Origin of the sequence: Nocardia sp. NPDC057227 (genome assembly GCF_042669725.1) — a bacterium.
Lineage (GTDB): Bacteria > Actinomycetota > Actinomycetes > Mycobacteriales > Mycobacteriaceae > Nocardia > Nocardia asteroides_A.
The window spans coordinates 212566-227514 of record NZ_JBHUXA010000012.1 but is presented as its reverse complement, the minus strand read 5'-3'; the positions used below and the strand labels follow the sequence as shown (position 1 = coordinate 227514).

Sequence of the window (14949 nt, the reverse complement as noted above, 5' to 3'; positions counted from 1 at the left end):
TCCCATTCCGAACCCGGAAGCTAAGCCTGCCAGCGCCGATGGTACTGCACTCGACAGGGTGTGGGAGAGTAGGACACCGCCGGAACAAATTGTCAGATCAGGGGATCCACCGAGGTGGGTCCCCTGATCTCGTTTCAGGGCCCGATCGCACCCGCCGGCAGGCGGGTGCTTCGTGCTGCCCGCAGCATGGTTGAATTCAAGAGCGAACATACTTCTCCCGGCGGGACCGGGAATTCGGAAAGGGAACATCGTGCCGGAACGGAACGACGACCGGAAGCCCTTCCGGCGTGACGCCTCGCAAGGCGACTCCGACCGGCGCGGTTCGGGTGATTCCCGCCGAAACGACAACAGCCAGGGCGGTTTTCGTCGGAACGACGACCGCGGTGGCAGTTCCCGCGGGGGCGATCGCGACAGTCGGCCGAGCCGTGGCGGGGACTCCGACCGCGGGTCGCGGGATGGTGGATTCCGGCGCGACGGCGGATCCTCCCAGGGCGGGAACAGCGGCTTCCGCCGCGACAGCTCCGGCGGCTCGAATCAGGGCGGATACCAGCGCGGCGGAGACCGTGACGGCGGGTACCGCGGCGGGGGCGACCGGCGCGATGACCGGAGCGGTGGTTCCCGGCGCGACGACGATCGCCCGAACTTCCGGCGCGACGATCGCGACAGCGGGTCGCGCCGCGAGGGCGGATTCCGCCGTGATGACCGTGGTGCCGGGGATCGGCAAGACAACCGTGGGGGTTCCCCGCGCGGGAACGACGGCGGTCGCGGTGGGGGCGACAGTGCCGGTGGCTTCCGCCGCGACGACCGGGACAGTGGTTTCCGGCGCGGTGGTGATCGGCGGGATGATCGCGAAGGCGGCTTCCGTCGCGACGACCGAGGTGGTGACAGTCGCGGCGGTGGATATCAGCGCGGCGGTGATCGCGACGGTGGATTCCGTCGAAGTGGTGACAGTGACAACCGGGGCGGGAGCGGCGGCGGCTTCCGCCGTGATGGCGGCGACCGAAGCGGCGGCTTCCAGCGCGGCGGTGACAACCGCGGCGGTGACAACCGCAGCGGCGGCTTCCGTGGTGGCGACAATCGCGAAAGCGGTTCCCGTCATGGGGGCGACAGCCGTGAAGGCGGTTTCCGCAGTGGCGGCGACAGCGGCGGCCGTGAAGGCGGTTTCCGGCGTGGCGGCGACAGCGGCAATCGCGAGGGCGGTTTCCGGCGCGGTGGCGACAGTGACAACCGGGCGGGCGGCTTCCGAAGTGGGGGCGGCGGCAACCGGCGGGACGATCGCGGGAGCGGATTCCGCGGTAATGACCGCGATGGCGGCAGCCGGAGTGACGACCGCGGGAGCGGATTCCGGCGCGATGACCGGGGCGGCGATTCGCGCCGCGACGATCGTGGAAGCGGTTCCCGGGGCGGCAATGACCGCGATGGCGGGTTCCGGCGCGGTGGTGACCGCGAGAGCGGGTTCCGCAACGACGACCGCAAGGGTGGTGCCCGGCGCGACGATCGCGAGGGGGGCTACCGCAAGGACGACCGTGCAGGCGGTTCCCGCGAGGGCGGTTTCCGGCGGGATGATCGCGACAGCGGATCCCGCGGTGGCTCCAGCTCCGGCGGCTCGAATCAGGGCGGCTACCCGCGTGGCGGTGACCGCGACAGCGGATTCCGGCGCGGCGGTGACCGGCCGGAGGGCAAGGGCGGGTTCCGGCGTGATGGCGGGAACCGTTCCGACGACCGCGGCGGGAACCGGCAGGGCGGGTACCAGCGCGGGAACGATCGCGACGGTGGATTCCAGCGCGATGGTGATCGGCCGGCGAGCAATCGTGCCAGGGAGTTCCGGCGGAATGATCGCGCCGACCGGGCCGATGATCGCGCGAGCGGTGCCAAGGCCGATGATCAGGCGAACGACTTCGATGCTCGCGCGGACGAACTTGTTTTCACGAACGAGCGCGACGACCGTGCGGACCGTGGCGCGGAGCAGGTAGACGGCCGGGACGATCGTCAGGGCGATGATCGCGCGGACGGCGTCGACGATCGCGAGCGCGCTGGCGACGGTGACGAGCGCAGTGCGGACAACGACGATGCTCGCGCCGACAACGGTGACGTGCGCGCCGATGCCGGCGACGCCCGCGAGGGCGGTGCCGATAATCGCGGAAGCGACGGCGGTGATCGTGCGGACGGTGTCGATGACGTCGAGCGTGGCGTCGGTGGCCGCGAAGACACCGGTGGGCACCGCGAGCACGGGGCCGGCGGAGACGCGGTCGGTGACCGCCCGGAGAGTGCCGGGAACCGCGTGGACGGTGCCGACCAGCGCGCAGACCGCTCCGGCGAAGGCGTGGGCGGGTCGGCCGCCAGTACGCAGGCTGGTGGCACCAGCGCCGAGGGCGACGAGGCGTCGTCGAACGACACGGCACGGTCGAACGACGCGGCACGGTCGAACGACACGGCACGGTCGAACGACGCGGCACGGTCGAACGACGCGGCACGGTCGAACGACACGGCACGGTCGAACGACACGGCACGGTCGAACGACACGGCACGGTCGAACGACACGGCACGGTCGAACGACACGGCACGGTCGAACGACGCGGCACCGTCGGACGACGCGGCACCGTCGGACGACGCGGCGGACAGCGCACTGCGGAGTGGCGGGGCCGACTCGGCCTCGATCGCCGGCGGAACCGATGTGCCGGCGGAGCGGGCCGACGACTCTGCCTCCGACTCGAACGGCGCCGCGCGCAATGCGCCCGCGAACAACACCGAGGAATACCGCAGCTTCAGCCGCGCGGGCAGTGACGACCGCCGCCGCGGGGGCGAGGGAGCCCGCATCGGCCGCTCTCTCGACCGCCGCCCCCCGCGCCCGGAGGAGCCGGACCTCCCGGACGACATCCAGGCATCCGACCTGGACCCCACCATCCGCCGCGACCTGCTGAGCCTGGACAAGGGCAACGCCGAGACGGTCGCCAGGCACCTGGTGATGGCCGCCGCCCTGATCGCGGACGATCCGGAGCTCGCGCTCGCGCACGCCAGGGCGGCGCGGCAGCGGGCGGGGCGGATCGCGGTGGTCAGGGAGACCGCGGGCGTCACCGCCTACCACGCGGGCGAGTGGGCCGAGGCGCTCTCCGAGCTGCGCACCGCGCGCCGGATGTCCGGCGGCTCGGGGCTGCTCGCGGTCATGGCCGACTGTGAGCGCGGCCTCGGCCGCCCGGAGCGGGCCATCGAGCTCGGCCGCAGCGAGGAGGCGCGCGCCCTGCAGGGCGAGGAGGCGATCGAGCTGCGCATCGTGGTGGCGGGCGCGCGCATGGACCTGGGACAGGTCGACCAGGCGGTGGTGACGCTGCAGACCGCCGAGCTGGACCCGGCGCGCAGCGGGTCGGCGCACGCGCGGCTGTTCTACGCCTACGCCGACGCGCTGGTCGCGGCCGGGCGGACCGACGAGGGGCTCACCTGGTTCCTCAACGCGGCCGCCGCCGACCTCGAGGGCGATACCGACGCCGAGGACCGGGCCGCGGAGCTCACCGCGGAGAACTGACCCTGTCGGTGGCCCCCGCTACAGTGCGGGGGTCTCGTCGAGGAGCCCGGGCGCGCCCGGGTGGCCGGTCCGCGTCGGCGGCTCGTCCGGATTGGTGACGACCGGGGCCCGTCGTGGCGCCCGAGTGATGATGAGCACGGCGGCACCCGTGCTCGGTTCTGCGACCATGAGGACGAGACGGCGGCGCATCCGCGCCGCACGCGCCCGCAGCGGGTGCGTCCGATGGACCGGTTCGGCCGGATCCGAGCGCCGAGACGAAACGAGGGTGGAGTGACCCGGCTACGAGACGGTTACCGAGCGTTGCTGCTCGACCTGGACGGCACGCTGTACCGCGGGGCCGCGGTGATCCCCGGCGCCCCCGATGCGCTGCCCGCCGGCTCCGCGCAGCAACTCGTCTACGTCACCAACAACGCCAGCCGCAGCCCGGACGCGGTGGCCGAGCACCTCACCGAACTCGGCTTCGCCGCGGCGACCGACGATGTGGTCACCAGCGCGCAGGCCGCCGCGCGGCTGCTCGCCGAGCGGGTGCCTGCGGGCGCGGATGTGCTGGTCGTCGGCACCGACGCGCTGGCGGCCGAGGTCAGCGGCGTCGGCCTGAATCCGGTGCGGCGCTTCGACGATCGGGTACCCGCCGCGGTGGTGCAGGGGCATTCGCCGGAGACCGCGTGGCCGGATCTCGCGGAGGCCGCCTACGCGGTCCGGGCGGGCGCGCACTGGGTGGCCGCCAACACCGACCGCACCCTGCCGAACGAACGCGGCCTCGCGCCGGGCAACGGCTCCATGGTCGCGGCGCTGCGGGCCGCGACCGACACCGAGCCGGAGGTGGCGGGCAAGCCCTTCGCGCCGCTGCTGGAGGATGCGCTCACCAGAGCGGGCACCCGCGCCGCGCTGGTCGTCGGCGACCGGCTGGACACCGATATCGACGGCGCCAACCGGGTCGGGCTCGACTCGCTGCTCGTGCTCACCGGGGTGAGCACCCTGGACGAACTGGCCGCCGCGCCGCCGGAGCACCGGCCCACCTACGTCGCGCTGTCCCTCGACGCGCTGAACCACCCGGTCGCCGTCGACGCGGTGGAGCCGGGCTCGCCCGCGCTGGGCGAACTACTCGACGCCGAACCCGCCCGCGCCTTCCCGGTGCGCGGCGGCGCGGGTGATCGGGTGGCGAACGGCGCCCCGACCGGCGGTGCCACCGCGGGATCGGCGGCGGCCGCGAGCGGTGCGGCCACGGGCAACGGCTCCGGAAATCCGATAGCGTTGAGCCCACGATGACTACTCCGACGCCGCGTCCGCACCCCGGCCAGCACGGCCACCGCCAGGGGACGCCGCTGCCGGGCAGCCACCTGCCCGATGCGGGGCCGGAGCCGGCCGACCCGGCCCTGGTGCGGGCCGAGGTGCGGGAGCTGCTGGCCGAGCTGGAGGCGGGCGCCGGGCACGCGGACGCCGGGGTCGACCTCATCCGCCGGGCGAAGATCCTGGAACAGGCGCACGACGTGCTGGTCGAGGCGCTCGCCACGGTGGACAAGATCTGAGTGGCCAGGCGTGCGCGCGTTGACGCCGAGCTGGTTCGCCGCGGCATGGCCCGCTCGCGGGAACACGCGGTCGAGTTGATCACCGCGGGCCGCGTGCTGATCAACGGCTCGGTCGCCGCGAAGGCGGCGACGGCGGTCGAGACCGGCACCCCGCTGCTGGTCCGCACCGAGCCGGAGGAGGTCTCCTGGGCCTCGCGGGGCGCGCACAAACTGCTCGGCGCGCTGGCGGCCTTCGAACCGGAGGGGCTGACCGTGGCCGGGCGGCGCTGCCTGGACGCCGGCGCCTCCACCGGCGGCTTCACCGACGTCCTGCTGGCGAAGGGGGCGACGCGGGTGGTCGCGGTCGACGTCGGCTACGGGCAGCTGGTGTGGCGGCTGCAGAGCGACGACCGGGTGACGGTGCTGGATCGCACCAATGTCAGGAACCTGACCCCGGAGGCGATCGGCGGCCGGGTCGAGCTCGTTGTCGGCGATCTGTCGTTCATCTCGCTGGGGCTGGTGCTGCCCGCGCTGGCCGCGTGCGCGGCGCCGGGCGCCGACCTCGTGCCGATGGTCAAGCCGCAGTTCGAGGTCGGAAAGGACCGGGTCGGCGCCGGTGGCGTGGTGCGGGATCCGGCGCTGCGCGCCGAGGTGGTGCGCGAGGTCGCGGCCGCGGCGGCGGCGCTCGGGCTGCGGACGAGGGCGGTCACTGCCAGCCCGCTGCCGGGGCCGTCCGGCAATGTCGAATACTTCCTGTGGTTGCGGAACGAGGGCCCGGTCACCGACGACCCGGCCGCGGTCGCGACCATGGTGCAACGGGCCGTCGAGGAGGGACCACAGTGAACGCGGGAACGCCGCTCAGCGGCCGAGAGATCCTGTTGGTCGCGCACCCGGGCCGGGCCGAGATCATCGAGACGGCGCACCGGGTCGCGAAGATCTTCGCCGACGCCGGGATCGGATTGCGGATCCTCGCCGACGAGGCCGACAGCACCCGATTCGAGGGTGCGGTCGGCAGCGACGGCGCGGTGCGGGTGGTCGAGGCAGGCCCGGCCGCCGCGGTCGGCTGCGAAATGGTGCTCGTCCTCGGCGGCGACGGCACGCTGCTGCGCGCGGCCGAGCTGGCCCGCCCCGCCGCCACCCCGGTGCTCGGAATCAATCTGGGCCGCATCGGATTCCTCACCGAGGCCGAGGCGGAGAACCTGGACGAGGCGCTGGCCCAGGTGGTGCAGCACGACTACCGGGTCGAGCACCGGATGACCATCGACGTCACCGTCCGGGTGGACGACGAGATCGTCGAGACCGGCTGGGCGCTGAACGAAGCCAGCATCGAGAACGCCTCGCGGATCGGGGTGCTCGAGGTGGTGCTCGAGGTGGACGGCAGGCCGGTGTCGTCGTTCGGCTGCGACGGCATCCTGCTCGCCACCCCGACCGGCTCCACCGCCTACGCGTTCTCCGCCGGCGGGCCGGTGGTCTGGCCGGAACTGGAAGCGCTGCTGGTCATCCCGAGCAACGCGCACGCCCTGTTCGCGCGGCCGCTGGTCGCCAGCCCGGAGTCGCGGATCGCGGTCGAGTCGGTGGCGACCGGACACGATGCGATAGTTTTCCTCGATGGCAGGCGCACGCTGGCGCTGCCGCGCGGCAGCCGCGTGGAGGCGGTCCGCGGCGCCGAACCGGTGCGCTGGGTGCGGCTGGACTCGGCGCCCTTCGCGGACAGAATGGTGCGCAAATTCCAATTGCCCGTGACAGGCTGGCGAGGCCGGCGGCGAACGGAGAGCACAAGTGCTGACAGAGATCAGGATTGACGGTCTCGGCGTCATATCCGCCGCGACCGCGCAGTTCCACGAGGGGCTGACCGTCCTCACCGGTGAGACCGGTGCGGGCAAGACCATGGTGGTCACCAGCCTGCACCTGCTCAGCGGGGCGCGGGCGGATGCCGGGCGGGTGCGCCTCGGTGCCGAGAAGGCCGTGGTGGAGGGGCGATTCACGGTCGACGAGCTGAACGAGGCCGCGCGCACCGAGGTCGCCGCGGTGCTGGAGTCGGCGGCCGCCGAGGCCGACGACGACGGCAGCGTCATCGCCATCCGCACGGTCGGCAAGGACGGCCGCTCCCGGGCGCACCTCGGCGGCCGCGGCGTGCCCGCCTCGGTGCTCGCCGGGTTCACCGCGCCGCTGCTCACCGTGCACGGGCAGAACGACCAGCTGCGGCTGCAGCGGCCGGAGCAGCAGCTGGCGGCGCTGGACCGGTTCGCGGCGGAGACCGTCGACCCGCTGCTGCGCGGCTACCGCAAGCACCGCAAGGCCTGGCTGGCGGCGCGGGAGCGGCTGCTGGAGCGCACCGCGCGCAGCCGCGAGCTGGCGCTGGAGGCGGATCGGCTGACGCACTCGCTCACCGAGATCGACGCCGTGCAGCCGGAGCCCGGCGAGGATCTGCGGATCGTGGACGAGGTGCGGCGGCTCAGCGACCTGGATTCGCTGCGCGACGCCGCGGTGGTGGCGCACGACGCGCTGGCCGGGCCCACCGACGCGCCCGATGCCGGCTCCGGCGCGCTGGACCTGCTCGGCACCGCGCGGGCGCGGCTGGATGCCGCGGACGATCCGGCGCTCACCGCGCTGGCGCCGCGGCTCGCCGACGCCATCGCGGTGGTGGTGGATCTGACCACCGAGCTCAGCGGCTACCTCTCCGACCTGCCGTCGGACCCGAGCGCGCTGGACTCGCTGCTCACCAGGCAGGCCGAGCTGAAGACGCTGACCCGCAAGTACGCCGCCGACGTGGACGGGGTGCTCGCCTGGGCGGCGGAATCGCGGGCCAGGCTGGCCTCGCTCGACGTCTCCGAGGAGGCCATCGCGGCGCTGGCAGGCGAGGTCGATGCCGCCGCCGAGAAGGTGCGGTCGGCGGCGGTGAAGCTCAGTGCCGCGCGGACGAAGGCGGCGGGCAAGCTGGCGAGCGCGGTGAGCGCGGAGCTGGCCGGGCTGGCCATGGGCAAGGCGCGGCTGGAGGTGACGGTCAGGCAGATGCCCGCGAGCGCGCAGGATTCGGCGCCGCTCACGGTGGACGGGGCCGAGCTGCACGCCGGGTCGTCCGGGGTGGACGAGGTGGAGTTCCGGTTGTCCGCGCACTCGGGGGCGCAGTCGCTGCCGCTGAGCAAGAGCGCCTCCGGGGGTGAGCTCTCCCGGGTCATGCTGGCGCTGGAGGTGGTGCTCGCCGGGTCCGATCACGGGGCGACCATGGTCTTCGACGAGGTGGACGCGGGGGTCGGCGGCCGGGCCGCGGTCGAGATCGGGCGCAGGCTGGCCCGGTTGGCCCGCACCCACCAGGTGATCGTGGTGACGCACCTGCCGCAGGTGGCCGCCTTCGCCGACACCCACCTGGTGGTGAGCAAGTCGGACGACGGCAAGGGGCGGGTGGACAGCGGCGTGCAGTCGCTTGACCGCGAGGAGCGGGTGGTCGAGCTCGCGCGCATGCTCGCCGGGCTGGACGACACCGAGACCGGGCGCGCGCACGCCGAGGAGCTCCTCGAAACCGCGCGCGCCGAACGGGAACCGGCCAGCGCCTGAACATGCGCGAAGGCGCCCGGCCGGGAGGCCGGGCGCCCGCGGCGACCTCAGGTCAGCGGACCGCCTTCTGCGCGCCCTTGATCATGGTGGTGATCAGGTTGCGCAGCCCCAGCTCCAGCACCTTGCCCGGCACCGGCAGCTTGGGCTCGGACTCCATGGTGTAGCTGACCAGGGTGCCGCCGTCGGTGTCGGCGAAGGTGACGACGCCGATGTGCCGCTTGACCGGCGCCCCGGCGACGACCTTGTACGCCATCCGCTCGTTCGGCACGAGCTCGGTGATCTCCTCGGTGATCCCGACGCCGCCGACGCCGATGAGGTGCTGCGCGCCGACGCCCTCGCGCTCCGTGCTGCCCGGCCGCTTCAGGGTGATGTTCACCGCCAGGTGCGGGCTCAGGCTCTCGCGGTTCGCGAAGGTGCGGTAGACGACATCGCGCGGGGCGGCGACGACGGCATCGACGGTGGTGCTGGCCATGAACGGCTCTCCTCGGGTCAGACTGTCTGTGACAGGAGCATATCGGGTTGGCTGGGGGTTCGCCGGAGGGTCTGCTTTGGTATCACTGTGACGAATGTGGCGTTGGATACGGCGCGCCTCCACCTGTGGTCGAGGGTTTGCGGACATCATCGGCCCATGAAGATGCCGGCGCTGCTCTCGAGGAGTTCCGAAACGCTCCCTGGTCGCTCTGGAATAGCCAGGGTGGATCGCAACACTCGGCGCCTGCTGAAACGGGTCGGCCCCGGCGACATCGCCGTGCTCGACGAGATGGATCTGGACCGGGCCACCGCGGATCGGCTCCTGGAGGCCGGCGTCGTCGCCGTCGTGAACACCTCGCCCTCGATCTCCGGCCGGTACCCGAACCTGGGGCCCGAGGTGCTGGTCGCCAATGACGTGCTGCTGCTGGACACGCTGAGCTCGGATGCCTTCTCCAAGATCAAGGACGGCGCGAAGGTCCGGATCCACGACGGCACCGTCTACGCCGACAAGCTGGTGAAGAAGGAGCCGGAGGCGCTGGTCGACGGCATCGAGCTCACCGAGTCGGTGGTGGGGGACCGGATGATCGAGGCCCGCAACGGCCTCGCCGACCACCTCGAGGCCTTCGCGGGCAACACCATCGAGTTCGTGCGCACCGAGAGCAGCCTGCTGATCGACGGCGTCGGCGTGCCCGCGCTGACGCTGACCATGAAGCAGGCGCACGTGGTGGTGGTCGGCGACGGCCCGGACCACGCCGACGACCTGCGCAGCCTGAAGCCGTTCGTCAAGGAGTACGCGCCGATCATGGTCGGCGTCGGCCGCGGCGCGGACACGCTGGTGAAGCAGGGGTACAAGCCGGATCTGATCGTCGGCGACCCGGACGAGATCACCACCAAGACGCTGCGCTCCGGCGGCGAGGTGATCCTGCCCGCCGACACCGACGGCCACGCCAAGGGGCTGGACCGGATCCAGGATCTCGGGATCGGCGCCACCACCTTCCCCTCGTCCGGCTCGGCGACCGACCTCGCGCTGCTGCTCGCGCACCACCACGGCGCGGCCATGATCGTCACCGCGGGGGCGGCGGTCTCGCTGGACGAGTTCTTCGACCGGGGCCGCAAGGACAGCAACCCGGCGACCTTCCTGACCCGGCTCAAGCTCGGCACCACGCTGGTCGACGCCAAGGCGGTCGCCACGCTGTACCGGCACCGCGGCTCCGGCGCCGCGCTGGCGCTGGTGGTGCTGGCCGCGCTGGTGGCGGTGATCGTGGTGCTGGTCGCCTCGGACAGCACCGGTGCAGTCCTGGACTGGGGCATCGACCTGTGGAACCGCTTCGCCGTCTGGGTGCAGGGCCTGGTCGGGGCGCGCGAGAACTGAGGGGAGCCGCGATGATCTCGCTGCGCCAGCACGCCATCTCGATCGTGGCGATCTTCCTCGCGCTCGCGCTGGGGGTGGTGCTCGGGTCGCAGACGCTCGCCGCCGACCTGCTCGGCGGGCTGCGCTCGGACAAGGCCGAGCTGCGCACCCAGCTGGACGCGGCGACCGAGCAGAACCGGCTGCTCACCGAGCAGCTGTCGGTGACCGACGATTTCCTGTCCAAGTCGGCGGGCGCGGTGGTGCAGGGCACGCTGGCCGAGCGCACCGTGCTGGTGTTCACCACCCCGGACGCGGTGCCGGAGGACGTGGACACGGTGAGCAGGAATCTGGAGGCAGCCGGCGCCGCCATCACCGGGCGGATCGCGCTGAACACGCCATTCCTGGACACCGGCGAGGGCGACCGGATGCGCAGCGCGCTGATCAACGTGATCCCGGCGGGCGCGCAGCTGCGCACCGGCGCGACCGACCAGGGCAGCATCGCGGGCGACCTGCTCGGGCAGGTGCTGCTGCTCGACCCGGTGACCGCGCAGCCGCGCAGCACGCCGGAGGAGTTCGGGCTGGTGCTGGAGACGCTGCGCGGGGGCGGGTTCCTCGCCTACGGCGAGGATCCGGTGCGCGCGGGGCAGCTCGCGGTGGTGATCACCGGCGACATGCCGGATGCCGCGAACGGCAGCCGCGGGGTCTCGCTGGCGCGGTTCGCCGGTGGGCTGGACTCGGCGAGCGCGGGGGTGGTGCTGGCCGGGCGGCCGGGCGCGGTGAACGGGCAGGGCCCGATCGATGTGGTGCGCTCGGACACGCCGCTGTCGGCCGCGGTGACCACGGTGGACAACCTGGACCGGCAGATCGGCCGGGTGACCGCCGTGCTCGGGCTGAGCGAGCAACTCAACGGCGGCGCGGGACGCTACGGCACCGGCGCCAAGGCGACGGCGCTGACGGTCGCGACGCCGTCGAGCTGAGCACGAGCCGAGACATCTTGGCGACTTTTCGGCAAACCCGCGTGGCGGGTGAGCGCTACGCCGGGCGCATGTTACCGTGAAGTCCCGTGGGTCAAACACGGATTCAGGCGCGAACAGCCACGAAGCACATCTTCGTCAGCGGTGGCGTCGCCTCCTCACTGGGTAAGGGTCTCACCGCTTCCAGCCTCGGTCAGTTGCTGACCGCGCGCGGGCTGCGGGTGACGATGCAGAAACTCGACCCCTATCTCAACGTCGATCCCGGCACCATGAACCCCTTCCAGCACGGTGAGGTGTTCGTGACCGAGGACGGCGCCGAGACCGATCTGGACGTCGGGCACTACGAGCGCTTCCTCGACCGCGACCTCTCCAGGGACGCGAACGTGACCACCGGGCAGATCTACTCGACGGTGATCGCGAAGGAGCGGCGCGGCGAGTACCTGGGCGACACGGTGCAGGTGATCCCGCACATCACCGACGAGATCAAGAGCCGCATCCTGGCCATGAGCGCCCCCGATGCCGAGGACATCATCCCGGACGTGGTGATCACCGAGATCGGCGGCACGGTCGGCGACATCGAGTCGCAGCCGTTCCTGGAGGCGGCCAGGCAGGTCAGGCACGACGTGGGCCGGGAGAACGTGTTCTTCCTGCACGTCTCGCTGGTGCCGTACCTGGCGCCGTCGGGCGAGCTCAAGACCAAGCCGACGCAGCACTCGGTGGCCGCGCTGCGCAGCATCGGCATCCAGCCGGACGCGCTCATCCTGCGCTGCGACCGCGAGGTGCCGCAGGGGCTCAAGAGCAAGATCGCGCTCATGTGCGACGTCGACGTGGACGGCTGCATCTCCACCCCGGACGCGCCGTCGATCTACGACATCCCCAAGGTGCTGCACCGCGAGGGGCTCGACGCCTACGTGGTGCGCAGGCTCGGGCTGCCGTTCCGGGACGTGGACTGGACGGTCTGGGGCGATCTGCTGGACCGGGTGCACTCGCCGCGCGAGACCGTCGAGGTGGCGCTGGTCGGCAAGTACGTCGACCTGCCCGACGCCTACCTCTCGGTCACCGAGGCGCTGCGCGCGGGCGGCTTCGCCTCGCGGGCCAGGGTGCAGATCCGCTGGGTGCAGTCGGACGACTGCGCGACCCCGGCCGGCGCGGCCGCCGCGCTGCGCGACGTGGACGCGGTGCTCATCCCCGGCGGCTTCGGGATCCGCGGCATCGAGGGCAAGGTCGGGGCGATCACCTACGCCCGCACCCGCGGGCTGCCGCTGCTCGGGCTCTGCCTCGGGCTGCAGTGCGTGGTGATCGAGGCGGCCCGCTCGATCGGGCTGGCCGAGGCGAACTCGGCGGAGTTCGAGCCGGAGACCCCGCACCCGGTGATCTCCACCATGGACGACCAGAAGCAGATCGTGGCGGGCGAGGCCGACCTTGGCGGCACCATGCGGCTCGGGGCGTACCCGGCGGTGCTGGCGAAGGGGTCGCAGGTGGCGCAGGCGTACGGGACCGACCAGGTCTCCGAGCGGCACCGGCACCGGTACGAGGTGAACAACGCCTACCGGGATCGGATCGGGAAGAGCGGGCTGCGGTTCAGCGGCACCTCGCCGGACGGGCGGCTGGTGGAGTTCGTCGAGCTGCCCGCCGACAAGCATCCGTTCTTCGTCGCCACCCAGGCGCACCCCGAGCTCAAGAGCCGCCCGACCCGGCCGCACCCGCTCTTCGCCGCGCTGATCGCGGCGGCGCTGAAGTACAAGCTGGCGGAGCGGTTGCCGGTGGACATCCCGGACGAAGAGTTCGCGGGCGCGGAACAGGCATGAGTGAGCAGGTGGGGAAGCATACGTTCGAGACGGTGTCGTCGGAGACCGTCTACAGCGGGGCCATTCTGGCGCTGCGGCTCGACCAGGTGGTGATGCCGGGTGGCAAGGTCGCCGAGCGGGAGGTGGTCGAGCACCACGGCGCGGTCGCGGTGGTCGCCGTCGACGACGCCGGTGACGTGGTGCTCATCCGGCAGTACCGGCACCCGATCGGCACCAGGCTGCTCGAGCTGCCCGCCGGATTGATCGATGTCGAGGGCGAGGACCCGCTGGCGGCGGCCCGCCGCGAGCTGGCCGAGGAGACCGGGCTGGCCGCCGAGCGCTGGTCGGTGCTGGTCGACGTGGCGCTCTCGCCCGGCTTCACCGACGAGGCGCTGCGCATCTACCTGGCCGAGGGGCTCAGCGCGACCGACCGGCCCGAGCCGGAGCTGGAGGAGGCCGACATCGCGCTGGTGCGGTTGCCGGTCGCCGAGGCGGTCCGGGCGGCGCTGGCAGGCGAGATCGTGAACGCCACCGCGGTGGCGGGGGTGCTTGCGCTCGCCACCGCGCGCGCCACCGGCGTCGCGCTGCGGGCGGCGGAGGCACCGTGGCCGGGGCAGCCGACCGCCCTGCTGCGCAGGCAGGCCGCGCAGCGCGGGAGCTGAGCGCCGCGGTGCTCGCCAGGGAGATCGACGGCTACCTCGACCACCTCGCGGTCGAGCGCGGCGCGGCCCGCAACACCGTCGCCGCCTACCGGCGCGACCTGGCCAGGTACCGCGAGTTCCTGGACGGCCGCGGCGTCGCCGCGCTGGAGCGGGCGGGCGAGGCCGATGTGGCCGAGTTCGCCACCGCGCTGCGGGCGGGCGGGGCGGGCAGGCCCGCGCTGGCCGCGGGTTCGGTGGCGCGGGCGCTGATCGCGGTGCGCGGGCTGCACCGCTTCGCCGCCGCCGAGGGGCTGGCGGGCACCGATGTCGCGCGGGCGGTGAAACCGCCGAGCCAGGGGCGCAGGCTGCCCAAGGCGCTGCCCTACGACCAGGTGCTCGCGCTGCTGGAGGCCGCAGGCGGGGACGCGGCCGCGACGGACGCGCCGCGCGCGCTGCGCGACCGGGCGCTGCTCGAGCTGCTGTACTCCACCGGAGCCAGGATCTCCGAGGTGGTCGGGCTCGACGTGGACGACCTGGACACCGAGGGCCGCGCGGTGGTGCTGCACGGCAAGGGCGGCAAACAGCGGATGGTCCCGATCGGGCGCCCCGCGCTGGCCGCGGTCGACGCCTACCTGGTGCGCGGGCGGCCGGCACTGGTGCCGCGCGGGCGGGCCGCGGGCGGGCCCGCGCTGTTCCGCAACGCGCGCGGCGGCAGGCTCTCCAGGCAGAGCGCCTGGCAGGTGCTGCGCTCCGCCGCCGAGCGGGCCGGGATCGAGGCGGCGGTCTCGCCGCACACGCTGCGGCACTCGTTCGCGACGCACCTGCTCGACGGCGGCGCCGACGTCCGGGTGGTGCAGGAGCTGCTCGGGCACGCCTCGGTGACGACGACGCAGATCTACACCCTGGTCACGGTGACGACGCTGCGCGAGGTCTGGGCCACCGCGCACCCGCGCGCGTGACCCGACCCGACCCGCCCGTTTTCGTACCCACCGGCCGGTAACCCGGACGCGCGGCGGTGATACGGGGAACACTGGGACGCGCGTGTCCGAGCGACGGTGCCCCGCACGAGGCGGTAGCGTCTATCGGAAGCTGGACCGTACGAGAGCGAGGTCGCGCCATCCCGGCTTCGCTACGCTCGGCAA

The 14949-nt window shown here is 73.0% G+C and carries 13 protein-coding genes and 1 rRNA gene; 12 read left to right on the top strand and 2 right to left on the bottom strand.

Annotated elements, in window-relative coordinates:
- Positions 1-85, top strand: a 5S ribosomal RNA gene (rrf, locus tag ACFUJ1_RS19070); the annotation flags it as partial.
- Positions 86-196: 111 nt separating this feature from the next.
- Here the strand turns inward: rrf and ACFUJ1_RS19065 are convergent.
- On the bottom strand, positions 197-2230 hold the full coding sequence (locus ACFUJ1_RS19065; RefSeq protein ID WP_378647300.1) for a hypothetical protein: 2034 nt from the start codon (positions 2228-2230) through the stop codon (positions 197-199).
- A 396-nt stretch (positions 2231-2626) separates the two neighbouring features.
- Between ACFUJ1_RS19065 and ACFUJ1_RS19060 the strand changes: the two genes are divergently transcribed.
- From ACFUJ1_RS19060 to recN, 6 genes are all read left to right on the top strand, one after another.
- Positions 2627-3520 carry a tetratricopeptide repeat protein gene (locus ACFUJ1_RS19060; protein WP_378647315.1) on the top strand — a complete coding sequence of 298 codons (894 nt, stop codon included), beginning with the start codon at positions 2627-2629 and terminating at the stop codon, positions 3518-3520.
- Positions 3521-3790: 270 nt separating this feature from the next.
- Positions 3791-4789, top strand: coding sequence for an HAD-IIA family hydrolase (locus ACFUJ1_RS19055; RefSeq protein ID WP_378647298.1), 999 nt, complete (start codon positions 3791-3793; stop codon positions 4787-4789).
- A complete protein-coding gene (locus tag ACFUJ1_RS19050) occupies positions 4786-5049 on the top strand; it encodes a hypothetical protein (protein WP_378647296.1) in 264 nt (87 codons plus the stop codon). Before ACFUJ1_RS19055 ends, ACFUJ1_RS19050 begins: the two co-directional genes overlap by 4 nt.
- Positions 5050-5871 carry a TlyA family RNA methyltransferase gene (locus ACFUJ1_RS19045; protein ID WP_378647294.1) on the top strand — a complete coding sequence of 274 codons (822 nt, stop codon included), beginning with the start codon at positions 5050-5052 and terminating at the stop codon, positions 5869-5871.
- Positions 5868-6830 carry an NAD kinase gene (locus tag ACFUJ1_RS19040; protein WP_378611142.1) on the top strand — a complete coding sequence of 321 codons (963 nt, stop codon included), beginning with the start codon at positions 5868-5870 and terminating at the stop codon, positions 6828-6830. The genes ACFUJ1_RS19045 and ACFUJ1_RS19040 overlap by 4 nt, the downstream gene beginning before the upstream one ends.
- Positions 6808-8583, top strand: coding sequence for a DNA repair protein RecN (gene recN / locus ACFUJ1_RS19035; protein ID WP_378647292.1), 1776 nt, complete (start codon positions 6808-6810; stop codon positions 8581-8583). Before ACFUJ1_RS19040 ends, recN begins: the two co-directional genes overlap by 23 nt.
- Positions 8584-8635: 52 nt before the next feature.
- Here the strand turns inward: recN and ACFUJ1_RS19030 are convergent, their stop codons facing one another.
- Complete coding sequence (locus ACFUJ1_RS19030; RefSeq protein ID WP_233016967.1) at positions 8636-9055, bottom strand: SRPBCC family protein; 420 nt, start codon at positions 9053-9055, stop codon at positions 8636-8638.
- 156 nt (positions 9056-9211) lie between these two features.
- Between ACFUJ1_RS19030 and steA the strand changes: the two genes are divergently transcribed.
- The 5 genes from steA to xerD all read left to right on the top strand — a co-directional run bounded on the left by steA (position 9212) and on the right by xerD (position 14766).
- Positions 9212-10426: a putative cytokinetic ring protein SteA gene (gene steA, locus ACFUJ1_RS19025; protein WP_378647290.1), complete on the top strand. Its 1215-nt coding sequence runs from the start codon at positions 9212-9214 to the stop codon at positions 10424-10426.
- Between the two features lie 11 nt (positions 10427-10437).
- Positions 10438-11382 (top strand): copper transporter, encoded by a 945-nt coding sequence (locus ACFUJ1_RS19020; protein ID WP_378647288.1) that lies wholly within the window; start codon positions 10438-10440, stop codon positions 11380-11382.
- Positions 11383-11468: 86 nt separating this feature from the next.
- Entirely contained in the window at positions 11469-13187 is a 1719-nt protein-coding gene (locus tag ACFUJ1_RS19015; protein ID WP_378647286.1) for a CTP synthase, read from the top strand.
- On the top strand, positions 13184-13828 hold the full coding sequence (locus tag ACFUJ1_RS19010) for an NUDIX domain-containing protein (RefSeq protein WP_378647284.1): 645 nt from the start codon (positions 13184-13186) through the stop codon (positions 13826-13828). Before ACFUJ1_RS19015 ends, ACFUJ1_RS19010 begins: the two co-directional genes overlap by 4 nt.
- A gap of 8 nt (positions 13829-13836) precedes the next feature.
- Positions 13837-14766, top strand: coding sequence for a site-specific tyrosine recombinase XerD (gene xerD / locus ACFUJ1_RS19005; protein WP_378647313.1), 930 nt, complete (start codon positions 13837-13839; stop codon positions 14764-14766).
- Positions 14767-14949 lie beyond the last annotated feature (183 nt).

Bases quoted from the DNA above. Each gene is read 5' to 3' on its own strand.
- ACFUJ1_RS19050 (WP_378647296.1), top strand. From the start codon at position 4,786: ATGACTACTCCGACGCCGCGTCCGCACCCCGGCCAGCACGGCCACCGC.
- ACFUJ1_RS19030 (WP_233016967.1), bottom strand. From the start codon at position 9,055: ATGGCCAGCACCACCGTCGATGCCGTCGTCGCCGCCCCGCGCGATGTC.
- steA (WP_378647290.1), top strand. From the start codon at position 9,212: ATGAAGATGCCGGCGCTGCTCTCGAGGAGTTCCGAAACGCTCCCTGGT.
- ACFUJ1_RS19020 (WP_378647288.1), top strand. From the start codon at position 10,438: ATGATCTCGCTGCGCCAGCACGCCATCTCGATCGTGGCGATCTTCCTC.
- ACFUJ1_RS19010 (WP_378647284.1), top strand. From the start codon at position 13,184: ATGAGTGAGCAGGTGGGGAAGCATACGTTCGAGACGGTGTCGTCGGAG.